Raw genomic sequence first — 24,019 nt, 5'->3', positions numbered from 1 at the left:
GGAAGGGAGCCCGATGACCGACACGCTGCTGCCCCCGCCGACACCGGCCGGTGATCCGGCGGCGGAGGCACCGATCCGCGTCCCGCTGTCCCTGCAACAGGAGTTCCTGCACCACATCGACCACGGTGACCAGACCGGGCCGTTCGGCCCGCGGTACACCATCGTCGGCGGTTGGCGGGTCACCGGCGAGCTGGACATCGACACGCTGCGCCACGCTCTCGACGACGTGGTGGTCCGGCACGAGACGCTGCGTACCTCGATCGTCCGCGACGGCGCCGAGGCGTACCAGCAGGTGCGCCCCCCGGCCCCGGTGCCGCTGGAGGTACGCGACCTGCGGGCGGGACCGCAGCGCAACCGGGACCTGGTCGCCGAGGACTTCGCCAACGAGATCGAGGCCGGGGTGTTCGGCATCGACGAGATGCCCCTGCTGCGGGCGGTGCTCGGCCGCTTCGACGCCCACGACGGCGTGCTGGTCCTCGCCGCCCACCACACCGCGGTGGACGGCTGGTCGGTGCACCTGGTGTTGCGCGACGTGGCCGAGTTCTACGCCGCCCGCCGGGAGGGCCGCGCGCCGGAGCTGCCGTCGGTGCGGCAGTACCGGGAGTACGTGCGGTGGCAGCAGGAGAGCCAGGCCAGCGACAAGGTGCGCCGGGCGCGGGAGTTCTGGCGGGACAACCTGCGCGGCGCGCAGGTGGTGGCCGTCCCGACCGATCGCACCCGGTCCGAGGAACCGTTCGTGACGTCCTGGTACCGCTTCCTGCTCGACGAGGAGTTCCGCCGGGCCACCGCCGATCTGGCGGCGCGCACCCGCAGCACCCCGTTCATGGTGCTGCTGGCCGCGTACCTGACCCAGCTGCGGGCGCAGACCGGGCGGACCGACCTGGTCGTGCCGACCTTCACCCCCGGGCGGCACCCGGCCTGGGTGCAGAACACCGTCGGCTCGTTCTACAACTTCCTGCCCATCCGGGTCGACCTGGCCGGCGCCGACGGTTTCCTGGAGGTGATCGCCCGGAGCCGGGCGGCCTGCCTCGCGGCGTACGCGCACGAGCTGCCGTTCATCCAGATCCTCGAGGAGGCGCCGGACATCATGAACGACGCCATCGGCCCGAACGCCGCGGCGTGCGTGCTCCAGGTGACCCAGTCGCCGGACATGATGTTCGGTCAGCAGCACGGCGACCTGCACTTCGCCGCGATGCGCCGGCGGATCGTGTCGGCCTCGGTCGGTTCGCAGATCCCCGACGGGGTGCTGTTCGGGCTGGAGGCGTCCCCCGAGGGCGGCCTGGTCGGCAGCGTCGGCTTCACCACCAACCTGTTCGTCGAGAGCACCGTCCGGTCGATGGTCACCACCTTCCGGCAGACCCTCGTCGACGTGCTGGACGGGCCGGGACGCGCCTGAGCTGGCAGAGACGACGCCGGCGGTGACCGTGGAGGTCACCGCCGGCGTCGTCCGGCGTGGTGGGTCAGTCCGGCTGCGCGGCCTTCCCGGCCTGCCGGCGGGTGATCCGGCGGGTGCGGTGCAGCCACCGCGTGGCGTCCCGGATCGTCTCGGCGACCGCACGGGTCGGCGCCGGCGCGTCGCGATCGGTCCGGACGTCGCAGTGGCAGGTGTAGACCGCGCCGTACTCCACCGGGATGTGCCAGGGCCAGACGCGTTGCAGCGCCGACGTGGCGGCTCCCACCGGCAGCACCGCCGCCGAGGGCAGGTAGGCCACCGGCAACCGGCGGCCGGTGACCGCGCGTACCGTCGCGACGAACTCGGCGGTGGACAGGTACCGGCCGGGCGCCAGTAGGCGGCGCGGTCCCAGCCCGGGGCGCAGGGCGGCGACGTGCAGGTCGGCGACGTCGCGGACGTCGCCGACCGGGAATCCGCCCCGCGGCCAGATGGGCAGCTGCCCGCGCAGCAGCGTCCGCAGCCGGTCGAGCTGGTCGCCCAGGTGCGGGTCGTGGGGCCCGAGGGTGGCCATCGGGTACGTGACGACGACCGGCGCGCCCGACTCCTGGTGCCGGCGAGCCACCTCCTCGGCCGCGGCCTTGGTGGCCATGTACCGCTCGCGTGGCCGGCCCACCGGCAGGTCGGTGTCGAGTGGGCGTCCCCCGGTCGGTGCCAGGGCGACGAACGACGACACGTGCACCACCGGGTCGGCACCCGCCTTGACGGCCGCGTCGAGGACCACCTCGGTGCCCCCGACGTTGACCTCCCGCATCCGCGCGTGCCGGCGGGTGTCGAAGGAGTAGACCGACGCGGCGTGCAGCACCGCGCCGCAGTCGTCGACCGCCCGGCGCACCGAATCCGCGTCGGTCACGTCCCCGACCACGGTCTGCACGTCCCGTCCGGTCAGCCCGAGCGGGCCGAGCGCGCGGTCCACCGCGTCGGGGTCACGGACCAGCAGCCGCACCGTGTGCCCGGCGCGGTGCAGGGCCGCAACCGTGTGCGACCCGATGAAGCCGGTGCCACCGGTGACCAGTATCCGCACGTTCGCTCTCCTCGCGTTCGCTGGTGGGCGGGTCGACACGGCGACAGCGCCGGTCGGAGGCGGATTCCGACCGGCGCCGCCGTCGTGTCGGGTCAGCCGGCGTCGCGCGGGCTGTTCTGGTAGGCGGCGAGTCGCCAGCCCTCGTCGGTGCGCACCAGCAGCCACGAGGCGCGGATGGCGCGTTCGGCGGGCACCTCCGTCTCACCCGGGCCGAGGACGCCGCCCTCGGTGAGCAGGAGAGCCACGTCGGCGCCGAGGAAACGCACGTCGAAGGGCTGACCGGTCACCTGGGTGCCCTTGTACGGGCCGGCGAAGCCCTTGGCCATGAAGGCGCGGATGTCGTCGCGGCCCTTCTGGGTCAGGCCGGGCAGGATCATCGTGCCGTCGGCGGTGAACACGTCGGCGAAGGCGTCGGCGTCGTTCGCCGCCCACGCCTGCACGATGCGTCCGGGTACCGCGGCGACGGCGGCCTGGTCGTCGGCGGACACGTCCGGTGCGAGACTGTTCGTGGTCACGGGAGGGATCCTTCCGTCGTAGGGCACGTGCTCAGAGGTAGAGGGTGTTCGGGGCGAGTCCGCAGAGGATCCGCCCGTACAACTCCGCGTTGGTGGTGGGGTTCATCAGCGCGTGCAGGTTGATCGCCTGCACGTCGCGGGCGATCCGCTGGATGGGTACGTCGTTGTAGACCGACGAGCCGCCGCTGGCGAGGGCGAAGACGTCCACCGCCTCCTTCCCACGCCGGCACACCGCGCCGAGCTGGGCGCGGGCCCGGGCCCGCTCCTCGATCGTCCACGGCGAGCCGTCCAGGGCCCTGCCGTCGACCAGGGCGGCCAGTCGCTGCGCGTGGAACTCCGCCTCGTCGCTTCTCTGCACCGCGTCGGCCACCTGGTGGTGGGTGATCGGCGCGTCCTGCTGACGGTCGTAGTCGGTGTAGGTGATCTTGCGCTCGGGCAGCCGCTCGAAGAAGACCTCGCGGGCCGCCCGGGTCAGCCCGACGACACTGCCGACCGAGGAGGCCGAGGCGACCGGCAGCAGGGGAGACCGGTACATCGGCGACGCCGCGTTGGCCGTCGACGCGCTCTGCCCCTGCACGATGGCACCCAGCGGCAGCACCCGGTCCGCCGGGACGAACAGGTCCTGTGCGACAGTGCTGACACTGCCGGTGCCGCGCAGGCCACCGGTGTGCCAGTCGTCGATGATCTGCAGGTCCGACATCGGCACCAGCGCCACGATCGGCATCGGCTCGCCCTGCGGGCTGAACTGCACGGCGACGATCTCCTGCCAGTGCGCGTGCAGCGCGCCGCTGATGAAACCCCACTTGCCGTTGACCACGACACCGCCGTCGGCCGGGGCGGCCGTGGCGGTGGGGCTCAGCGTGCCGCAGACCCGTACGTCGGGGGTCGAGAAGACCTCGTCCTGCACGTGGTCCGGAAAGAGGCCCACCATCCAGGTGGGGATCCAGTACACCGAGGCGACCCAGGCGGCGGAGCCGTCTCCCCGGCCCAGTTCCGAGGCGACCTCGACCAGCGTCCGGGTGTCCACCTCGTAGCCGCCGTACCGGACCGGCCGGCGCAACCTGAAGACGCCGGCGTCGGCCAGCGCGTCGATAGCCTCGTCGTGGACGCGGCGGTTCTCGTCGGACCAGGCCGCGTGCCCGCGCAGCACGGGTACGAGGTCGGAGGCGCGTCGGACGAGGTCCTCGGCCGTCGGGACATCGGTGGTGAGCAAAGCACCCTCCTTGGACATGTCGGCTGGGCGGTGCGGGCGTCCCCGGTCGCCACGGCGGGCGTGTGCGGTGCGGGGCTGCTGCTCCACCGGGGACGGGCGCCGGTCGGCGCGGCCGGTCAACCCCGAGGATCACAGAGGCGGGATGTGCCCCGCATCTCCCCGAATGCGTTGCGGCCGGCGGTGCTCGGCCGCACGTCAGCGTGGTCGCCCGACCCGGCGCGGCGGGTGGGTGTCGCCCCTGCGCGGGGGCGATCGGTCACAGGGTCGTCGGCAGGCCGAACGCCGGGAACAGGTCCGGCTCGAAGGCCGTGATCTCGACGATCTTGCCGTCGGAGATCCGGAGCACCTCCAGCACCTGCGGGCGGAACGCGGTGTCACCCGGACGGCGTACGTAGTGGGCCGCCGCCGGCTGCCGGTTGGCCCGGGTCGGCACACTGCGCCATTGGCCGAGGTAGGCCGGCGAACCCGGGTCGAGCACGTCACGCAGGCTGGCCAGGAAGGCGGACCGCCCCCACCAGGCCGGATCGGGCATCCCCGGCACGCAGGGCACCGACATCGGCATGGTGATCCGGATGTCCTCGCGCAGCAGTTGGGCCATCGCACCCGTGTCGGCGCGCTCCAGCACCCCCATGTAGCGCTGCAGGAGCGCTCGTTCCTCGTCGGTCGGGTCCTCCGCGGGCGCCCACTCGATCCGGTGTGGCGGCAGGTGGTCCTTGAGGTTGGCCCGGGCCCGCTGCAGGGCGCTGTTGGCCGACGCGACGCTGACCTCCAGCAGCTCGGCCGCGTCGGCGGCGGGCCAGCCGAGGACGTCGCGCAGGATCAGCACGGCCCGCTGGCGCGGTGGCAGGTGCTGGATCGCGACCAGGAACGCCAACTCGATGGTCTCCTTGGCGACCACCGCCGCGTCCGGCTGGGCGTCGGCCGGCGCGGCCGGCTCGAGCAGCCGGTCCGGATAGGGCTGCAGCCAGTACACCTCGTCGGGTGTGGTGGAACGGGCGCCGCCCTCCGACAGCAGTGGGACGCGGCCGGCCCGGGGCTGGCGGGGGTGGCGGCTGAGGAAGTCCAGGCAGGCGTTCGTCGCGATGCGGTAGAGCCAGGCGCGGAACGTGGACCGGGCCTCGAACGTGTCCCGTTTGCGCCAGGCCCGCAGAAACGTCTCCTGGACCTGGTCCTCGGCGTCCTCGAAGGACCCGAGCATCCGGTAGCAGTGGACCTGCAGTTCGCGGCGGTGGGTCTCGACCAGGCGGCCGAAGGTGACCTCGTCGAGGGGCATCGACGGGCCTGCCTCGAACTGGGTGGAGTTGACCTTGACAAGGCTCACGGATCGTGCCCCGCTCCCGACAGCAACTGCTCGATGACGGTCGGCCAGAACCGTAACACGGCCACGGTGTCGGACAGCTCACCTTCGGTCACGTCGGGAACGTCCGTCACCCGTACCGCACGTCAAAGGATGCGACCGGCACCGGGTGACCGTGACGCTGGCCGTGCGGCCCGTGCGGCGACCGCCGCGGCGTCCCCGGCCCCGTCGCCGCCGGCCGATCGAACCGGTCGTCGTCAGGGAGGTTGCGGCAGTGAGTGAGATCGGTAGACGCGCCGTCGTGCTGGGCGGCAGCATGGCCGGCGTCCTCGCCGCCCGGGTGCTGGCCGAGTCCTACGGCGAGGTCCTGGTCGTCGACCGGGACACGCTGCTGGGCGTACGCGAGCCCCGCCGCGGCGCACCGCACACGGTGCACGCGCACGGCCTGCACGCCCGCGGTCACCTGAACATGGAGGAACTCTTCCCCGGCATCACCGACGAGCTGACCGCCGATGGCGTGCCGACCGGTGACCTCGGCGAGATGCGCTGGTTCTTCAACGCCCGCAAAATCCTTCCCGCCCGCACCGGCCTGGTCTCGGTGACCGCCCCCCGGCCGGTGCTGGAACACCACGTCCGCAGCCGGGTGGCGGCCCTGCCCAACGTGCGGTTCCTGGAGCAGCACGACGTCCTCGGCCTGACCACCACCGACGACCGGGAACGCGTCGTCGGTGTCCGGGTCCGCTCGCGCGCCACCGACGCCCAACCGCAGGAACTGGATGCCGACCTGGTGGTCGACGCCACCGGGCGCGGCTCGCGTACCCCGGCCTGGCTGGCGGAACTCGGTTACCAGCGGCCGGAGGAGGACCGGGTCAAGGTTGGGCTGGCCTACACCACCCGGCACTACCGGCTGCGTCCGGAGATGTTCGACGGCGTCCAGTCGATCAACCCGGTCGCGTCGCCCGCGCACCCCCGTGGCGCCTTCTTCGGGCAGGTCGGCCGGGACGTCTGCATCCTGTCGCTGACCGGGGTGCTCGGCGACCACCCGCCGACCGACCCCCAAGGCTTCCTCGCCTTCGTCCGTTCGCTGCCGGTGCCGGACGTCTACGACGCGGTGCGTGACGCCGAGGCGCTCGACGACCCGGTGTCGTTCACCTTCCCGGCGAGCGTCCGGCGGCGCTACGAGCGGCTGACCCGGATGCCCGACCGGCTCCTCGTCATGGGCGACGCGGTGTGCAGCTTCAACCCGGTCTACGGGCAGGGGATGAGCGTCGCGTCCATTGAGGCGCTGAAGCTGCGCGAGCACCTGCGGTTGGGACGACCGCCGCAGACGGGCGCGTTCATGGCCGACATGTCCCGCGTGATCGACACGCCGTGGGACATCTCCGCCGGCGGTGACCTGGACTTCCCGGGCGTGCAGGGCCGGCGCACGCTGCAGGTGCGGGTCGGTAACGCCTACATGGCCCGAGTGCAGTACGCGGCCACCAGGGACGCCCGGGTGACTGACGGCTTCATGCGCGTGGCCGGCCTGATCGACCCACCACAGGCGCTGATGCGGCCGTCGATGGTGCTGCGGGTACTGCGACACGCGCCGCTGCGACCGGCCGCCCCGCCCGCCACCCCGGCACTGGCCACGCCCACGGCCGACACGGCGGCGCCACCGGCTGCCTGATCCCCGTCCACCGCCGGACACCGCCCCGGGCCGGAGCACCGGCCCGAGTCAGAATGTGGGGCGGCGGATCCGTTCGATGGGTTGGCAGACGGCCCAACGTTGGACGCCGTGGTCGTGGAGGTAGGTGGTGGGGTCGCCGCCCCCTTCCCGGGCCTTCCCCTCCATGATCACGGCGTCGAGGCCGGTGATGTGGCGGCCGGTGATGTCGAACCCGCCCAGCAGGTCGAGTGGCTGCCGGTACCAGGCGACCACTGCGGACAGTCCTGCGGCGACAAGGATGCTGACGGTGCCGAGTACCAGGATCTTGACGGTCAGCCAGCACCTGCGGGGCACCGCCTGGGTCGTCGAGCACGTGCGCCGGCCGCCCCGGGCACCCGAGCGGGTGACCGGAGCGGCCGCGATACGAGGGGCCGGTGCGTCAGTGCACCGGCTGCGCCGAGTCGGCGGTCTCCGGTGCCGGCTTGGCCTCCTTCGGGGGCATGCCCGGCATCGGCATGTCACCGAGCGACGGCACGTGCCGCAGCCCGACGAACGCCACCACGGCCAGGGCGACGAAGACGAAGACGCACACCAGCGCGACGGTGTTCAGGCCGCTGGTGAACGCCTCCCGGGCCGAGTCGAGCAGCGAACCCGCGGACGGGCCACCGACCTGCTCGGCCACCACGGTCGCACCCGCGATGCTCTCCTTGGCGGTGGCCGCGGCGTCCGCCGGCAGTTCGCCCGGGACGGTGACCTGACCCCGGTACGTGGCGGTGCCGATGAGGCCGAGGATGGCCACACCCAGGGCGACACCCAGCTCGCCGACGGCCGAGGAGAGCGACCCGGCGGCGCCGGCCTTCTCCGGAGGCGTGGAGGACATCACCAGGAACGGGGTCATCGGGCCGACGGACGCGCCACCGACGTAGACGATCGCCAGACCGACCAGCAGGGTGGTCAACCCGGCGGTGCTGCCCACCTGCGTCAGCACCACCATGCCGACCGCCGCGATCAGGGAGCCGCCGGTGAGCACGTACGCCGGACGGACCTTGCGGGCGATCGCCGGCGCCAGGTTGCCGACGACGATCATCACGAGGGACGGGATCAGCAGTAGGGTGCCGACCCGCACCGGGGTGAGCCCCTCGACCATCTGCATGTAGAGGCTGCCCATCAGACCGGCGCCGCCCATGACGAAGGCGATCATCAGGGCCATCGTCAGGGCCGTCGAGAGCGCGCGGATCTTGAACAGGCTCAGGTCCAGCAGCGGGTGGGCCAGCTGGGCCTGCCGGCGCAGGAAGACGACGAGGAAGACCAGCCCCGCGACGAGGGCGATCAGCGGCACCGGCTCCCAGCCGTTGCGCGCCAGCTCCTTGAGACCGTAGACGAACGGCAGGATGGCCAGCAGGGACAGCGCCACGCTGAACAGGTCCAGTCGGCCCGCGGTCGGGTCCTTCGACTCGGGGATCAGCACCGGGCCGGCGATCAGCAGCAGACCCATGATCGGGACGGCGAGCAGGAACACCGAGCCCCACCAGAACGCGCCCAGCATCAGGCCGCCGATCACCGGGCCGAGCACCACACCGGCCATCAGGGACGTACCCCAGAGGCCCATCGCGGCGCCCATCTGCTTCGGGTCCTTGAACATCGTCCGGAGCAGCGCGAGGATCGACGGGATCAGCGTCGCGCCGGCCACGCCGAGCAGGGCGCGGGCGATGATCAGCACGATCGTGGAGGTCGCGAACGCGGCCAGCAGCGACGCCGCGAGGAACGCCGCGCCACCGAACAGCAGGACCTTCTTGCGGCCGACCCGGTCACCGAGCGTCCCCATCGTGACCAGGAAACCGGCGATCAGGAACCCGTAGATGTCGGAGATCCACAACTGCTCGGTGCTGCTCGGCCCCAGATCAGCGGTCACGTGTGGCAACGCCAGGAACATGACGTTGAGATCCACCGTCGTCAACATGGTGGGCAGGCACATCACGGCCAGGCCGAGCCACTCCCGCCAGGTGGCCCGAGGAGCCACGGCCGGGGCGGCGGCTGCGCCCGCCTGCCCGTCGACTGTAGTCATGGTCTTGGTCCTCTCGATATCGGCCGCGCTGTCCTGCGGCTCACTGTTGAGACGGCAGGCCCGGGCAAAAGTCATCGCTCCCCGCGACTCCGGTGTCCCGGATCGTCCGACGCGACCACCGGCGTCTTCCCGGTTGCGCTCTGCGGCGTACCACCTTGTCCCGCTCTCCGGCGCTCACCATGCTGAATGCGGACCAGACAAGGCGCGACGGCTGCCTGGTCCGTCCCGCCCGGCGGCCTGCCCGGCCCGGCGAAAGGCGTTCCATGACCGAGTTGGTTGACCGTCCGACGACCGGCGTCCGCCGGACCCGCCCGATGACCGGTGACGAGTACGTCGAGTCCCTGCGCGACGGACGGGAGATCTACCTCTACGGCGACCGGGTCCGCGACGTCACCCGGCACCCCGCCTTCCGCAACCCGGTACGGATGACCGCCCGGCTCTACGACGCGCTGCACGACCCGCGGTCCCGTCCGGTGCTGACCACGCCCACGGACACCGGCAGCGAGGGCTGGACGCACCGGTTCTTCACCACCCCCCACTCCGCCGAGGATCTCGTCGCCGACCAGCAGGCCATCGCGGCGTGGGCCCGGTTGAGCTACGGCTGGATGGGACGCAGCCCGGACTACAAGGCCGCGTTCCTCGGCACGCTCGGCGCCAACGCCGACTTCTACGATCCGTTCGCCGACAACGCCCGCCGCTGGTACCGCGAGGCGCAGGAGAAGGTCCTGTACTGGAACCACGCCATCGTGCACCCGCCGGTGGACCGGTCCCGGCCGCCGGACGAGGTCTCCGACGTCTTCGTCCACGTGGAGCGCGAGACCGACGCCGGGGTGATCGTCAGCGGCGCGAAGGTCGTCGCCACCGCCTCGGCGCTGACCCACCACAACTTCCTGGCCCACTACGGCCTTCCGGTCCGCAAGCGGGAGTTCGCCCTGGTCGCGACCGTGCCGATGGACGCGCCGGGGATGAAGCTGATCTGTCGACCGTCCTACTCGGCCAGCGCCGCCGTCATGGGCAGCCCGTTCGACTACCCGCTGTCGTCCCGACTGGACGAGAACGACACGATCCTGGTGCTGGACAAGGTCCTCATCCCGTGGGAGAACGTGTTCATCTACGGGGACCTCGGCAAGGTGCAGATGTTCGCCGGGCGGTCCGGCTTCACCGAACGTTTCACCTTCCACGGCTGCACCCGCCTCGCCGTGAAACTTGAGTTCATCGCCGGCCTGCTGGCCAAGGCCCTGGACACCACCGGGACGTCCGACTTCCGGGGCGTGCAGAGCCGGCTCGGGGAGGTGCTCGCCTGGCGCAACCTGTTCTGGGGGCTCTCCGACGCGGCCGCCCGCAACCCGGTGCCGTGGCACAACGGCGCGGTCCTGCCCAACCCGGCCTACGGCATGGCGTACCGCTGGTTCATGCAGGTCGGCTACGCCCGGGTACGGGAGATCGTCCTGCAGGACGTGGCCAGCGGCCTCATCTACGTCAACTCCAGCGCGGAGGACTTCGCCAACCCGGACCTGCGTCGCTACCTCGACAAGTACGTCCGTGGGTCGGGCGGCGTCGACGCGGTCGAGCGGGTCAAGCTGATGAAGCTGCTCTGGGACGCGGTCGGCTCCGAGTTCGGTGGCCGGCACGAGCTGTACGAGCGCAACTACGCCGGCAACCACGAGAACACACGGGTCGAGCTGCTCAACGCCCAGATCCTCGGTGGCGAACTGGACAGCTACAAGGCGTTCGTCGACAGGTGTCTGGGCGAGTACGACCTCGACGGCTGGCTGGTCGACGACCTCGACTCGTTCCAGGACCTGCGCGGGCTGCGCGACGTGCTGCGCGACCGGTAGGGCTCAGCCCACCACGTGGCGCAGCGCCCCGACGGCCTCCCGCTCGGTGTCGTAGACCGCCTGGATCTGCTCGGACAACCGGGGCAGGTCCGGCTCGGCGGGCGGCTTGCGGTCGTACTCGGCGATCAGGTCCCACAGCGTGTCGGCGGCCTCGGCGCGGTCGGCGACGGCCGGGTCGCCGGCCGCGACACCGGCGGAGATGGTGGCGACCAGCTCCCGCAGCCGGGCGTACTCGGGGACGTCCCAGGGCAGCGCCGTCTCGGCGATCTCGTGCCACAGCCGGGCGGACTGGCGGAACAGCTGCGCCGCGTCCGCCGCCGCGTCGGCGGAGTCGCCGAGCAGGGGCGCCGCCTCGTCCAGGAAGTCCGCGTAGAGGTCGCGCAGGTTGCCGCCGGTGAGCCCGGCCGGCTCGACGTGCTCCCAGACCGACAGCAGCGTGGTGGCCATCCCGGCCTTGCCGTACAACGTGGGCCAGCCCTTGGCGTTGCGCTCGTCGGTGACCAGGCGGCTCCACTTGCTCCACGCCGGCAACGCCACCGTGGCCGCCTTGGCGTCCAGGTGCGCGACGCAGTCGGCGATGCCGGCCCGTACGGCGTCGGCCAGGGCGTACGTCTCGGGCACCGTGTGCACCACGATCATGCGGTTCTTGGTGGAGCTGACCCGGGCCCGGGCCTCGGCGAGGAGGTCCGCGTCGACGCTGAGCGGGGCGAGGTTGCGGTCGTCGACCCGGATGCCGTCGTCGGTGAGCGCGTACGCCACCAGGGGGCTGCGCCGGGCGCCGGCGAAGACCGGACGGCCGCGGCCGGCCAGGGCTGGTTCCGCGGGCAGGTGCCAGTATCCGACCAGCTGCCGGTCCGGTGCGATGAGGACCGGGTTGCCGTCGGTGAGCTGCTCGTGCAGCGTGGTGGCGGCGGCCTTGCTGCTGCCGGTCGTCTTCACCTGGTAGCCGACGCCGAGCCGGTCCATGGTGCGCTCAGCCCAGTCGTGAAACGTCCACCGGTACCGGAATCCCAGGAACAGGTTCGGCGTCTGCCCCTTGATCTCCCAGAGCATGTAGCCGGCTCCGAGGCCGCCGCCGACGCCGAGCAGCATCGCCTCGCTCAGGTGCGCCCCGGTGGCGTCGCCGCCGAGATGGGTCAGCACGTTGGTCACGTTGGAGGTCTCGGCGTGCAGCCCGCCCCGTAGCGCCCAGCCGGCGTCGGTGACCGGCTTCGGCGACGTCCGGGCGCCGGACAGGCCGGCACGCGCGGTCGCGTAACTCTCGCCGGTCCGGGCCATCCGGGTGCGGATCCGGGCTTCGCTGGGCTTGCGGGTGGTCATGGTCCCCCTCGGGCGAGCTGTCGCTGGTGGCCGACGGGGCGGCCGGGTACGCCGCCGGGCGCCCCGGATCCGCCGGCGCCCGGCGCGCCCGGTCGACGCCTCGTCGGAGGATACGTGCTCCCGGCGGGCGTCGGGGGCGGTTCGACACGCGCCGACCACCACGACGAACGGACCCCGTCCCTGGTGGGACGGGGTCCGGCGTGCCGGCGTACCGGCGGTGTCGGTCACACCGGGAAGCGACCAGGCCCCGGGTGACCGGCGGGTCAGATCCGCCCGCCGAGCAGCGGCATCTCGGCCCGCGAGTGACGCATCACCCGCCAGACCACGCTCGGGCGCAGCAGCGCCTCCAGCGGGTCGACCAGACCGGCGGAGCGCATGAACGCCTCGGTGAGGCTGGCGTCCTTGGTGGCGGCCAGGTGCAGCCGCTTCATGTAGGCGTGCAGCATCTGCACCTTGCGGGTACGCCGGCCCTCGACGTCGGGGAACGTCAGGTTGATCGCCTCGGTCATCTCCCAGGCCGGGTCGATGATCCGTCCGACCGTGCGCATGAACTCCTTGGACCGGGGGGCCTGGCCCGTGCGCAGCAGGTCCCGCAGCGCCAGCGCCTCCAGGGCGGCGAGCGTCTGGGCCTGCGCGAACACCGGATTCGGGGTGCAGACCGCGTCGCCGAGCACCAGCAGGCCGTCGGGGAAACGGGACATCAGCTCGTAGCGCCGGCGCAGCGTGGTGGGGAACTTGAACAGCACCGGGTCGTCGAGCGGCTCGGCGTCGGAGATGCCCTCGTAGATCTCCGGGGCGGACAGCGACTTGACGAACTGGTTGAAGCCCTCCGGGTCGGTGGGCGGGTGGTCGCCCATGATGCCGTAGGTGGTCAGCTCGACCCTGCCGCCGTCGGACTTGGTGAAGATGGCGCCGCGGGGGTTGTCCGGCGACGCCACCGAGATGATCGAGTGGCTGGTGCCGAACGGGTCGTGGCGCAGCTTGTAGTGCCGGGTGACGTAGCCGAGCCCGATCTTCGTGCCCTCCTCCGGCACGCGCTGGTAGCCCTGCGCCTCCAGCCAGACCGGGGTACGCGAGCCCCGCCCGGTGGCGTCGACGACGAGGTCGGCGGTGAGTGTCTCCTCGCGGTTGCCCTCGCCCTGACGCTGCACCCGCGCGCCGATGACCCGGGACTTGTCCGTGCTGAACACCAGGCCGGTGATGTCGGTGCGCTCCATGAAGGTGACGTTCTTCAAGGCGGCGATCCGCCGCCGCACGTGCGCCTCCATGACCGGTCGCCGGGCGGCGACGCAGGTCAGGCCGGCCCGGGTCTGGGCCAGCGGCCTGCCGTTCATGTACCACTTGACCGTGCCGGCCAGGTCGGTCAGCGGGCAACCGGCGGTGACCATCTGGGCGGTGATCTCGGGGAACAGGTCTTCCATCGCCCGGGAGCCCCGGGCGATGAGGCCGTTGATGTGCCGGCCCTGCGGCGCGCCCCGCCGCGCGTCCCAGACGTCGATCAGCTCGTCGCGGTCGACCAGGACGACCTCCCGGTAGCCTTCGCTGAGCGCGCTGGCGGCGAACAGCGCGGTGATGCTCCCGCCGAGCACCACCACGCGATTTCCAACTTCGGAACCCACGGCTACCATCTCCTGCCTGTCGAGCGAAACCGGGGAAGCTGTCAACGGTTCTGCGCGGCCTCCCCGCCAATGCCATTTCCTCATTCGTCGAAAGAGGACGAGGAATCTGGCCGGGTGAGGCACTGCGCCTCAATCGGGGAAATGGTGGTGAACCGCTGGTCAGCAATCTCCGAGAATGGCGTGCCGACTGTTTTTCGCCTTATCGGCCACGAGGTAATGGTGGCATTCAACGGCAGGGCGGGCATCTTCTGTGTTGCCCCGGTCGGTGCGTCCGCGGCCGAGAGTGGCCCGACCGCGGACACGACCGTGCCCACGCCCGCAGCGGGCGTGGGCACGGAAGGGGTGGGTTCAGGAGAGACCGCGTGCGGTGGCCAGCCGGTGGAAGTTCGCGGCCATCTTGTTGGCCGTGGCCGGGTCGGTGACGATGCCGTAGTACAGCACGTTGCCCATCACCACCATGACGATGTGCTTGAAGCGGTCGATTCCCCCGTCCGGGCCGACCGCACCGTAGAACGTCTTGAGCACGTCGGTGCCGGCCTTGTCCTTCTGCGGCGGGAAGGTGATCCGCTGGATCAGGCCCTTGGTCTCGGCGCCGGCCAGGGGTGGCGTCTGGAAGTCGACGTTGCTCAACGTGCCGGGGACCTTGCCGTCCAGCGTGATGTCGCCCTTGGCGCACGCCGTCGCGGCCTTGTGCATGGCCTCCAGCTTCGGACCCTCCGGCAGCTCGACCACGAACTGCGCGAAGAAGTTGTCGTGGCCCAGGTTGTGGTCCTTGCCCACCGGGCTCGCGGTGTTGAACTGCATGTACCCGTTCAGGCCGGCGATGCTGGCCGCCGGCGCGGTCTGCAGCGGGGTGCTGGCGGCGTCGCCGATGGTCACGTAGTTCACGCACGAGTCCGGAGTGAAGGCCATCCCCTTCGGAGGCGCCAGCAGCGACTTCTCCGCCACCTGCTTGAAGTCGAAGGTCAGCACCTCGTCCTTGCTCTGGTCCTCGTGGGGGTTGGTCAGCAGGTCCTTGAGGTCGGCCGGCGCCTTCGGTGTCGCCGGGGCCGGCGCCTCGGCCTTGGCGTCGCTGCCGCCCGAGCCGCCGTCGGCGCAGCCGGCGGTGAGCACCAGCAACACCGCGGCCACCGCCGTGGTTATCTTTCCGCCCCGTACAGGCATCTTTCCCCCCATCCTGGTAAATGCGGTGTCCATTCCGCTCTGTGTCGGCACCGTCATCTCGAACGCGTACGGTAATCAGCGGCCCCGCCGGCGTGCATCTTCCAGAATGCTTATTTCCCCGGTCCGGTCGCCGCCGCGACCGTGACCGGCGCTGCGCACGCCGGAAGATGTTCGGGCCCCGACCGGCTGCCATTGTTTCGGGGAGTCCACCGCCCGGCCGACCGGTGCGGCAGCGCCCACAGTGGACCCTGCCCGCGCGGTCGTCGCCACCACGTTCCGGGAAGCCCGCATCGTCTGCAACGAGGGAGTAGTCACGTGACGATTTCTACGTCCAGAGCCGGGCGCGCCGTGTCCGGTGCCGAGCTGGGGGAGTTGGACAAGCGCTACGTCCTGCACTCCCACCAGCGCGACCAGCGGCCGTTCCGCCGCATGATCGTGCGCGGCGTCGGCTCCACCGTCTGGGACGCCGAGGGGCGGGAGCTGCTCGACATGCTCGGCGGCGGCATCTGGGTCGCCCAGGTCGGCCACGGCCGCCGGGAGCTGGCCGAGGCGGCCGCCGCGCAGATCACCGAGCTGGCCCACTTCACCAGCTTCTTCGAGTTCGGCAACGACAAGTCGGCGCTGCTCGCCCAGCGCCTGGCCAACCTCGCGCCGGGCGACGTCAACCGCGTCTTCTACACCTCGGGTGGCTCCGAGGGTGTGGACACCGCCATCAAGCTGGCCCGGCTGTTCCACCACCGGCGCGGGCAGACCGAGCGCAACTGGATCATCGCCCGGCACTTCGGGTACCACGGCGCCACGCTGGGCGGCGGCACCGCGACCGGCATCCCGGACATGCAGGTCGGCGTCGGCCCGAACCTGCCGCACGTGGAGAAGGTCACCCCGCCGTACCCGTACCACAGCGAGATGTACGGCGGCGCGGACCCGACCGACTTCCTCCTGCAGGAGCTGGAGGCGACGATCGAGCGACTGGGGCCGGAGAACGTCGCCGCGATGATCGGTGAGCCGATCCTCGGCGGCGGCGGTGTGATCGCGCCGCCCTCCGACTACTGGCCGCGGGTGCGCGAGCTGCTCACCGGCTACGGCATCCTGCTGATCGCCGACGAGGTGATCACGGCGTTCGGGCGTACCGGCGCCTGGTTCGACTCCGCCGAGCGCGGCATGGACGCCGACATCATCGTCACCGCGAAGGGCCTCACCAGCGGCTACCTGCCGCTGGGCGCGGTGTTGATGCGCGACCGGGTGGCCGACGTGATGGCCGCCGGGGAGGCCAGCTTCTTCCACGGCCACACCTACTCCGGTCACCCCACCGCCTGCGCGGTCGCCCTGGCCAACCTGGACCTGCTGGAGAACGAGGGGCTGCTGAAGCGGTCCCTGGAGATCGGCGACTGGCTGCGCGCGGGGCTGGCGCCGGCCGCGGCGCTGCCGGCCGTCGGCGAGGTCCGGGTCGAGGGCGCCACCGTCGGCATCGAGCTGGTCAGCAACCCCGAGACGCGGGAGCCGGTCGCGCCGGACCTCGCCCTCGCCGTCGCCGACGAGCTCTACGAGAACCACCGGGTCATCACCCGCAACTACGGCCCGACGCTGGTGCTCTCCCCGCCGCTGGTCCTCGACGACCAGCAGGCCAAGCGGGCGTCCTCGGCGATCGTGGACGTGCTGTCCCGGCTGGACGTCAAGGCCGGCAAGGTCAACCCCAGTTGACCGATCCCGATCCCGATCCCCGGTGCCCGGTAACGGCTGTCCCCGCCGATGCCGGGCACCGGCGCGTGTGGACCGTCCCGACACCGGACGCGTCCTATAGTGCCGGGATGGACGAGGTCGCGGACCGGTACGCGCGGCGCGTGGAGACCTTCGCCCGCACCGCCGCGACGGTGCCGGACACCGGCTGGGGCGCTCCGACGCCCTGCGGGGACTGGACGGTACGGGACCTGGTGGCCCACGTCGCCGAGATGAACCTCATCCACTTCGGCCGGGTCGGGGTGACACCACGGCCGGTGCCGTCGCTGGCCGAGGACCCGTCCGGGGCGTGGCACGCGATCCGGGAGCAGGTCCAGGCCGCGCTCGCCGACGTCGACGTCGACGTCGACGTCGCCGGCGCACGGGTCGGCGGACGGCTCGGCGACTGGACGTACGCGCAGGTCGTCGACCGGGCGATCGGCATGGAACTGGTGGTGCACCACTGGGACCTGGCTCGCGCCCTCGGCTGGCGGGCCCGCATCGACCCGGCCGACGTGGACCACCTCTGGCACACCATCGAGCTGGTCGGCGAGGAGGAGGTCCGGTTCGGTTTCGGGCCGGCGGTCCCGCCCCCGGACGACGCCGACGCGCAGGCCCGCCTCCTGGCGTACCTGGGCCGACACGACGACGGCCGCTGACCCGGGTCACCGGGTCAGCGGCCGGACGGCCGTCGAGGAGCCCCGCTCAGGGGCGCGGCGTGAACGTCACCGGCAGCCGCTCCAGACGGTGCAGGACGAAGCTCGCCTTCCACGTCAGGTCGTCGGCCGGTACGGCGAGCGCGAGGCCCTCCAACCGGCGCAGGACCGTCTCGAACGCCACCTCGCCCTCCAGCTTGGCCAGCGGCGCCCCGAGGCAGAAGTGGATGCCGTGGCTGAAGCTGAGGATCTGCCCCTTGTTCTCGCGGCGCACGTCGAGCCGGCCCGGGTCGGTGAAGACCGACGGGTCGTGGTTCGCCACCGCGGCGGCGATCACCACGTGCTCGCCGGCACGGATCTCGAAGCCGCCGATCTCCAGCGGCTCCCGGGCGAAGTGGTAGGTCACGCAGGAGACCGGGCTGTCGTAGCGCAGCAGCTCGTCGACCGCGTTCGGCATCAGCGTCGGGGTGGACCGCAGCAGCTCGGCGGCGTCGGGGTGACGCAGCAGCGCCAGCAGCCCGTTGGCCACCAGGTTGACGGTTGTCTCGAAGCCGGCGCTGAGCAGCAGCAGCGCGTTGGAGCGCAGCTCCAGGTCGCTGAGCCGGTCGTCCTTCTCCTGCGCGGCGATCATGGCGGAGATCAGGTCGTCGCGGGGATCCTGGCGGCGTAGCTCGACCAGGTCGCCGAGGTACCGGTCGAACCAGGTGCCGGCGGCGATGATGGAGTCGAAGCTGGCGGAGGCGTTGATCCCGGTGAGGGTCTCGGCATGGTGCTCGAACTCGGCGCGGTCCTCGAACGGGACGCCGAGCATCTCGCTGATCACCGCGATCGGCAGTGGCAGCGCCAGGTCCCGGACGAGGTCCGCCTGCCCCTGCGCGAGCACGGCGTCGAGCAGCCGGTCGGTGATCTCCTGGATCCGTGGCTTCATCTGCTCGACCCGGCGGCGGGTGAACGCCTTGGACACCAGCCGCCGCAGCCGCGCGTGGTCCGGCGGGTCCGCGAAGAGCATGTGCCGGGAGAGCGGGTAGTCGTCGCTGGCCAGCGGGTGGTACTTGTGCAGCTCCGGATCGGCGGCCTCGACACTGCGGACCAACCTGGGGTCGGACAACGCCTCCCGCGCCTCGCGGTTGCCGGTGACCAGGACGGAGGGCATGCCGTCCGGCAGGGTCACCCGGTGAACCGGGCGTCGCTCGCCCAACTCGGTGAGCAGCGCCATTGGGTTGGCGAACACCTCGGTGCTCAGCGCGACCGCGCCGTCTGGCATGTGCATCGGACTCCTCGTGGACTGCGGCGGGTGGGCAGGTCGTCGGGCGGGGCGCCCGGTGTGGCGGTCGGAGGGCGGCTCACCAGACGACGGGCAGGCAGGCCAGGCGTTGGACGTCCCCGCTCTGGAAGGTGGGGATCTGCGCGGCCGGCACCGCGAGCCGGAGGTCGGGCAGCCGCCGCACCAGGGCGCGGAACGCGATGTCCAGCTCCAGCCGGGCCAGGTTGTGCCCCAGGCAGTGGTGGATGCCGTAGCTGAAGGCGAGGTGGTTGGACGGCGGCCGGGTGACGTCCAGGGTGTCCGGGTGACTGGTGACGGTCGGGTCGAGGTTGGCGCCGGCGAAGCTGACCAGAATGCCGTCCCCGGCCCGAATCACGTGTCCGCCGATCTCGATGTCCTCCACGGCCACCCGGGCGAGCTGTTCGACCAGCGAGATGTGGCGCAGCATCTCCTCGACGGCGCCGGGCACCAGGTCGGGGTCGGCCACCAGGCGCTGGTACTGGTCCGGGTTCTCCAACAGGGCCAGGGTGCCCAGCCCGATGATGCTCGAGGTGGTGATGGTGCCGGCGACCAGGATCGCCATCGCGAAGGAGACCAGCTCCTTCGGGGTCAGGGTGCCCTTGGAGACCTGCCCGGCGATGAGGTCGTCGATGAGGCCGGTGGCCGGTTGCGCCTGCCGCGCCTCGACCAGGCCGGTCAGGTACGCGGTCAGCCACTCCATCGCCTCGTCGGCCCGCTCCGGCTCGAACAGGTCGCGGGTCAGCGGCTCGAAGATGGCCCGGTCGGCGTACGGCACGCCGAGGTAGGCGCAGACCACCCGGGTCGGCACCGGGGTGGAGAAGGTGGACACCAGGTCGCCGGGCGATCCCTCGTCGATGAGGGCGTCCAGGCACTCCTCGACGATGCGCTCGATCTCGGGGCGGAGCACCGCCACCCGCCGCACCGTGAACCGTGGCACGAGCATCTGCCGCTGCCGGGTGTGCTCCGGGGGGTCCACCCCGAACAGGGCACCGGCGAAGCCGCCCTCCTCCTCCTTGGCCATCTCGCGGGTCGCCCGCATCCGGGTGTGGCGTTCGTCCATCACCGGGTAGTTGGGGAAGTCCGAGCGGTTGGAGACCCGGCGGTCGGCGAGCAGGGCGCGGGCCTCGGTCGGCCCGGTGATGAACCAGGCGACCTTGCCGTCGTACAGCCGGACCTTCGAGATCGGTCCAGGCTCACGGAGCCGGGCGGTCTCCGGCGACGGCCGGTACGGGCACTCCCGGGGAATCGGGTAGCTCGGCAGCTCCGCCGAGCCCGGCTCCGATGTGGTCTTCGTTGGCACGGCCATGGCCACCCCTCGTGAGGAAAGGCGGAACTCCTCGTCCCGCGGACGGCGCGGTCTGCTGCTGACACGACGCTGTCAACCGTCTCGTCCCTCGGCTGGCCTGCGCATCCTCCGGATTGCGATGGGCGGTGCGGGTGCCCGGTCCGGCCGGCCGCACCCACCCGCAATTCCGCAATTCGAGAGAACTGGCGAGGGATCCACGTTGCTAGATTGCCGGCAACGCAAATGCCAGTCGCGTTAGCCGTGTAGACAAGCCTGGCGCCTGGAAAGGACGGCCGCGAATATGACAGCGATAGACGAGGCGGCGACGCAGGCAAAGGAGTCCGTTCCGACGAGACTCCCATCCCTCACCGCACTGCGCATCATCGCCGCGAGTCTGGTGTTCATCGGGCACGGGCTGATCCACCCGATGTTCCGCAACGACGACGTCAACGAGGTGTACGGCATCCTCGCCCACAACACCGGCTCGGTCGGCGTCGCCTTCTTCTTCGTCCTCAGTGGTTTCGTCCTCACCTGGTCGGCCCGGTCGACCGACACCACCGGATCGTTCTACCGCCGACGTTTCTTCAAGATCTTTCCCAATCACGTGGTGGTCTATCTCGGCGTGCTGGCGCTGATGCTGGTCGCCGGTCTGCCGGTCATGCTCGGGCCGACCCTGGCCAGCCTCCCGCTCATCCAGGGCTTCCTCCCGGACCCGAACTACCACCTGTTCGCCGTCAACGGCGTCACCTGGTCGCTCTCGGTCGAGCTGCTGTTCTACGCGCTCTTCCCGGCACTGCTGCCGCTGGTGAACCGGATCCGGCCGCAGCGGCTCTGGCTCACCGCCGGGCTGTTCACCGCCGGCGCGATGCTGCTGCCGGTGATCGCCCGAGCGGCGCTGCCGGACTCACCGCTGAGCCCGATGTCGACCACGCTGAGCTGGACCGAACAGTGGTTCGTCTACTTCTTCCCGCCGGCGCGACTGTTCGAGTTCCTGGTCGGCATGGTGATGGCCCGGATCCTGATCTCGGGTCGCTGGATCGGGTTGCGTCCCCTGCTGCCGGCGCTGCTGCTGGTGGTGGTCTACGCGGCGACCGTGCCGCTGAGCCTGATGGACGGCTACCAGTCGGTGCTGCTCGTGCCGATGGCCCTGCTGATCACCGCCGCCGCGGCGGGCGACGTGGCCGGGCGCGGATCACTGCTGAACAACCGGCCGATGGTGTGGCTCGGCGAGATCTCCTACGCCTTCTTCCTGGTCCACGTGCACGTCCTCTTCCTGCTGCACGCCGCGGTGAACGGTCAGCTCGGCGTGCGGGCGGCGTATCAGCCGTACCAGTTCGACACGGTCACCGGCATCGCGTTCCTGGTGGGCGTCTACCTGGTCTGCGTCCTCGTCTCCTGGGTGCTCTACACCCTCGTCGAACGGCCCGCGATGCGGCTCTGGGCGTACCCCCGACGCGGCGAGCGTGCTCCGGCCGTACCCCGTTGACCCCGCCGCCGGCCCCGGCCGGCCGGTGGACGATCCCCGGTGGGTGGCAGCGTCGCCAACCCGCCGGGGATCCGCCCGTCGACGCGCCCCCGCCCGGATCGGGCGGGGGCGCCGCGCTGTGCGGGTCAGTCGGCCGGCGCCGGCGCCGGCGCGACGGTCACCGGCACCCCGCTGAACACGGCGTTGCCGGACAGCACGTCCACGACCGTCTCGTCGGTGAGCGCGTTGGCGTTCACCCCGGGGTCCAGGGCCGCCAGCCGTTGGCCGGTCCGGCGGTGCCCCCAGCCGTGCGGCAGGCTCACCACGCCGGCCATGACCGTGTCGTTCGCCTCGACCGCGACGACCACCTCGCCGGCGGCGGACCGGACGACGGCATGCCCGTCGAGCCCGAGCCGGGCCACGTCGGCCGGGTTGACGTGCAGGGTGCAGCGGTTGCTGCCGCCCACCAGGGTGGAGGTGTTGTGCAGCCAGCTGTTGTTCGAGCGCAGTTGACGGCGGCCCACGAGCAGGAACTCCGGCTGCGGCCCGGCGAAGCGGGCCCGCAGGCGCGCCACGTCCGCCGTCAGCTGCGGCGGGGCCAGCTCGACCCGCCCCGAGGCGGTGCGCAGCAGCTCCGGCAGGCGCGGCTCCAGCGGACCCAGGTCGATGCCGTGCGGGTTGGCCCGCAGCTTCTCCAGCGACAGGTCGTACGGGCCGAGCCGCAGCATCGCGTCGAGCATCAACTCCGGGCCGCTGTCACCGGTCAGCTCGGCGCGCAGCTGCGCCACGTCCGCGCCGGCCAACGGTGAGCCCGGTACGGAGGTGCCGCCGCGCAGCACCGCGTCGAGGATCGCCTCGTCGGCCAGCGCCGGGTCGGCGTCGGCGCCCTGACCGGAGATGATCAGCAGCAGCCGGGCCATGATCTCGGCCTCGGACGGCTGGCCCGGTGCCAGCGGCAGGATCTGCGGCGAGAACCGGGTGTAGTTGCGGACCGTCACGATCAGCAGCAGGAAGTCGTAGTGCGGCATCTGGAGGATCCGCGGCGGCGGCAGGATGACGTCCGCGTGCCGGGTGGTCTCGTTGAGGTAAGGGTCGATCGCGACCATGAAGTCCAGGTCGGGCAGCGACCGGTCGAGCCGTGGCCCGTTCGGCGCCGAGAGCACCAGGTTGCCGGCGATGCAGACGAACCCGCGGATCCGCCCCTCGCCCGGGGTGTCGATCTCGTCGGCGAGGGTCGCCACCGGGATCTCCCCGAGCACCTCCGGCAGCTTGCGGACCCGGCTGTGCCAGCGGCCCGTGGCGAACGGCTGCCCGGTGCGGAAGATCTCCAGCGCCGCCGTCCGGGTGAACATCACCCCGCCGGGGCGGTCGAAGTTGCCGGTCAGGATGTTCACCACGTCGACCAACCACTGGGCCACCGTGCCGAACTCCACGGTGGACGTACCCACCCTGGTGTAGACGGCGGCGGTGGGGGCCGCGGCCAGGTCCCGGGCGAGCCGCCGGACGTCGGCGGCGCCGACCCCGCAGACCGGGGAGACCGCCTCCGGGCTGAACTCGGCGGCCAGCGCGCGCATCTCGTCGAGCCCCTCCACCTCGATGTCGACCCGGGTCAGCCCTTCGGCGAACAGCGTGTGGACGATCCCGAGGAGCAGGAACGCGTCGGTGCCGGGTCGGACCGGCAGGTGCTCGTCGGCGAACGCCGCGGTCCGGGTCCGGCGCGGGTCGACCACGACGACCCGGCCACCCCGTGCCCGCAGCGCCCGCAACCGGCCGGCGAAGTCCGGTGCGGCGCAGAGCGAACCGTGCGACTCCAACGGATTCGCCCCGATGATCAGCAGGTGGTCGGTCCGGTCCACGTCGGGCACGGCGATGGCGAAGGGGTCGCCGAACATGTAGCCGGTCGAGACGTGCTTCGGAATCTGGTCGATGGTGCTGGCGGAGAAGATGTTGCGGCTGCCCAACGCCTGGGTCAGCGGCTCGCGGTACATGAAGCCCGCCATGGTGTGGTAGGTCGGGTTGCCGAAGTACACGGCGAGCGCCTCGCGGCCGTGCTCGGCGATCACCCCGCTCAGGCCCTCGTCGACCCGGCGGAACGCCTCCTCCCAGGTCACCTCCCGCCACTGGTCCCCGTCGCGCACCATCGGCGTGCGCAGCCGGTCCGGGTCCTCGTCGAGCCGGCCGAGGCTGGCACCCTTCGGGCAGACGTACCCGCCGCTGAACGGGTCGTCGGGGTCACCCCGGACGGCGGTGACGTGGTCGTGGTCGTCGAGGGTAAGCCGCAGGCCGCAGACGGCGTCGCAGATCGGGCAGGTCCGGTGCGCGGTTCGCATGGTGCTCCCTGAGGGGTCGGGCCCGGCGCCGACGGTGGGACGCCGGTCGGCCGGGGGACCATCGAGGTCCCCCGGCCGGGTGCCGACGCGGACGCGCGGGCTGCGGTGACGGTGGGTTGTCGGGCCGGA

General features: G+C 71.8%; 19 protein-coding genes. 6 read left to right on the top strand and 13 right to left on the bottom strand.

Annotated features, from left to right (window positions below; genetic code table 11):
* Window positions 1-13 precede the first annotated feature (13 nt).
* Window positions 14-1,396: a condensation domain-containing protein gene (locus O7620_RS11550; RefSeq protein WP_278123038.1), complete on the top strand. Its 1,383-nt coding sequence runs from the start codon at window positions 14-16 to the stop codon at window positions 1,394-1,396.
* Window positions 1,397-1,460: 64 nt separating this feature from the next.
* On the opposite strand, the gene O7620_RS11545 is transcribed toward O7620_RS11550, so the two are convergent.
* The 4 genes from O7620_RS11545 to O7620_RS11530 form a co-directional block, all read right to left on the bottom strand.
* Complete coding sequence (locus O7620_RS11545; protein WP_278123037.1) at window positions 1,461-2,474, bottom strand: SDR family NAD(P)-dependent oxidoreductase; 1,014 nt, start codon at window positions 2,472-2,474, stop codon at window positions 1,461-1,463.
* 92 nt (window positions 2,475-2,566) lie between these two features.
* Complete coding sequence (locus tag O7620_RS11540) at window positions 2,567-2,989, bottom strand: SgcJ/EcaC family oxidoreductase (protein ID WP_151488418.1); 423 nt, start codon at window positions 2,987-2,989, stop codon at window positions 2,567-2,569.
* A gap of 31 nt (window positions 2,990-3,020) precedes the next feature.
* Entirely contained in the window at window positions 3,021-4,220 is a 1,200-nt protein-coding gene (locus tag O7620_RS11535) for an acyl-CoA dehydrogenase family protein (RefSeq protein WP_278123036.1), read from the bottom strand.
* 238 nt (window positions 4,221-4,458) lie between these two features.
* Window positions 4,459-5,475, bottom strand: a complete 1,017-nt coding sequence (locus tag O7620_RS11530; RefSeq protein ID WP_347403795.1) for an RNA polymerase subunit sigma-70 — start codon at window positions 5,473-5,475, stop codon at window positions 4,459-4,461.
* A gap of 298 nt (window positions 5,476-5,773) precedes the next feature.
* On the opposite strand from O7620_RS11530, the gene O7620_RS11525 reads away from it, so the two are divergent.
* Entirely contained in the window at window positions 5,774-7,168 is a 1,395-nt protein-coding gene (locus O7620_RS11525) for an FAD-dependent monooxygenase (protein ID WP_151488416.1), read from the top strand.
* 48 nt (window positions 7,169-7,216) lie between these two features.
* Here the strand turns inward: O7620_RS11525 and O7620_RS11520 are convergent, their stop codons facing one another.
* The gene (locus tag O7620_RS11520) at window positions 7,217-7,501 is read right to left on the bottom strand and encodes a hypothetical protein (protein WP_278123034.1); all 285 of its coding nucleotides are present in this window, start codon (window positions 7,499-7,501) and stop codon (window positions 7,217-7,219) included.
* 85 nt (window positions 7,502-7,586) lie between these two features.
* Window positions 7,587-9,212, bottom strand: coding sequence for an MFS transporter (locus tag O7620_RS11515; RefSeq protein WP_278123033.1), 1,626 nt, complete (start codon window positions 9,210-9,212; stop codon window positions 7,587-7,589).
* 263 nt (window positions 9,213-9,475) lie between these two features.
* Here O7620_RS11515 and O7620_RS11510 point away from each other — a divergent pair, with 263 nt between their 5' ends.
* Window positions 9,476-11,050: a 4-hydroxyphenylacetate 3-hydroxylase N-terminal domain-containing protein gene (locus tag O7620_RS11510; RefSeq protein WP_151488414.1), complete on the top strand. Its 1,575-nt coding sequence runs from the start codon at window positions 9,476-9,478 to the stop codon at window positions 11,048-11,050.
* A 3-nt stretch (window positions 11,051-11,053) separates the two neighbouring features.
* On the opposite strand, the gene O7620_RS11505 is transcribed toward O7620_RS11510, so the two are convergent.
* The 4 genes from O7620_RS11505 to O7620_RS11490 form a co-directional block, all read right to left on the bottom strand.
* A complete protein-coding gene (locus O7620_RS11505; protein ID WP_278123032.1) occupies window positions 11,054-12,370 on the bottom strand; it encodes a DUF4872 domain-containing protein in 1,317 nt (438 codons plus the stop codon).
* 263 nt (window positions 12,371-12,633) lie between these two features.
* Entirely contained in the window at window positions 12,634-13,989 is a 1,356-nt protein-coding gene (locus O7620_RS11500) for an FAD-binding monooxygenase (protein ID WP_278123031.1), read from the bottom strand.
* 80 nt (window positions 13,990-14,069) lie between these two features.
* Window positions 14,070-14,303: a hypothetical protein gene (locus O7620_RS11495; protein ID WP_151488411.1), complete on the bottom strand. Its 234-nt coding sequence runs from the start codon at window positions 14,301-14,303 to the stop codon at window positions 14,070-14,072.
* A 34-nt stretch (window positions 14,304-14,337) separates the two neighbouring features.
* Window positions 14,338-15,153: a hypothetical protein gene (locus O7620_RS11490; RefSeq protein ID WP_151488410.1), complete on the bottom strand. Its 816-nt coding sequence runs from the start codon at window positions 15,151-15,153 to the stop codon at window positions 14,338-14,340.
* Window positions 15,154-15,468: 315 nt separating this feature from the next.
* Between O7620_RS11490 and O7620_RS11485 the strand changes: the two genes are divergently transcribed.
* Both O7620_RS11485 and O7620_RS11480 read left to right on the top strand, forming a co-directional pair.
* Window positions 15,469-16,854 carry an aspartate aminotransferase family protein gene (locus O7620_RS11485; RefSeq protein ID WP_278123030.1) on the top strand — a complete coding sequence of 462 codons (1,386 nt, stop codon included), beginning with the start codon at window positions 15,469-15,471 and terminating at the stop codon, window positions 16,852-16,854.
* 107 nt (window positions 16,855-16,961) lie between these two features.
* The gene (locus O7620_RS11480) at window positions 16,962-17,528 is read left to right on the top strand and encodes a TIGR03086 family metal-binding protein (protein WP_278123029.1); all 567 of its coding nucleotides are present in this window, start codon (window positions 16,962-16,964) and stop codon (window positions 17,526-17,528) included.
* Between the two features lie 46 nt (window positions 17,529-17,574).
* Here the strand turns inward: O7620_RS11480 and O7620_RS11475 are convergent, their stop codons facing one another.
* Together O7620_RS11475 and O7620_RS11470 are read right to left on the bottom strand one after the other, a co-directional pair.
* Window positions 17,575-18,795 carry a cytochrome P450 gene (locus O7620_RS11475; RefSeq protein WP_278123028.1) on the bottom strand — a complete coding sequence of 407 codons (1,221 nt, stop codon included), beginning with the start codon at window positions 18,793-18,795 and terminating at the stop codon, window positions 17,575-17,577.
* Window positions 18,796-18,868: 73 nt separating this feature from the next.
* Window positions 18,869-20,116, bottom strand: coding sequence for a cytochrome P450 (locus O7620_RS11470; protein ID WP_278123027.1), 1,248 nt, complete (start codon window positions 20,114-20,116; stop codon window positions 18,869-18,871).
* Window positions 20,117-20,396: 280 nt separating this feature from the next.
* Here O7620_RS11470 and O7620_RS11465 point away from each other — a divergent pair, with 280 nt between their 5' ends.
* Complete coding sequence (locus tag O7620_RS11465; RefSeq protein WP_278123026.1) at window positions 20,397-21,581, top strand: acyltransferase; 1,185 nt, start codon at window positions 20,397-20,399, stop codon at window positions 21,579-21,581.
* A gap of 125 nt (window positions 21,582-21,706) precedes the next feature.
* Here the strand turns inward: O7620_RS11465 and O7620_RS11460 are convergent, their stop codons facing one another.
* Window positions 21,707-23,890 (bottom strand): molybdopterin-dependent oxidoreductase, encoded by a 2,184-nt coding sequence (locus O7620_RS11460; protein ID WP_278123025.1) that lies wholly within the window; start codon window positions 23,888-23,890, stop codon window positions 21,707-21,709.
* Between the last annotated feature and the right edge of the window lie 129 nt (window positions 23,891-24,019).

The organism is Micromonospora sp. WMMD710, assembly GCF_029626045.1.
Taxonomy (GTDB): Bacteria; Actinomycetota; Actinomycetes; order Mycobacteriales; family Micromonosporaceae; genus Micromonospora.
Note: the sequence above shows the minus strand (reverse complement) of the source record. Positions and strands in the feature narration are given on the sequence as shown.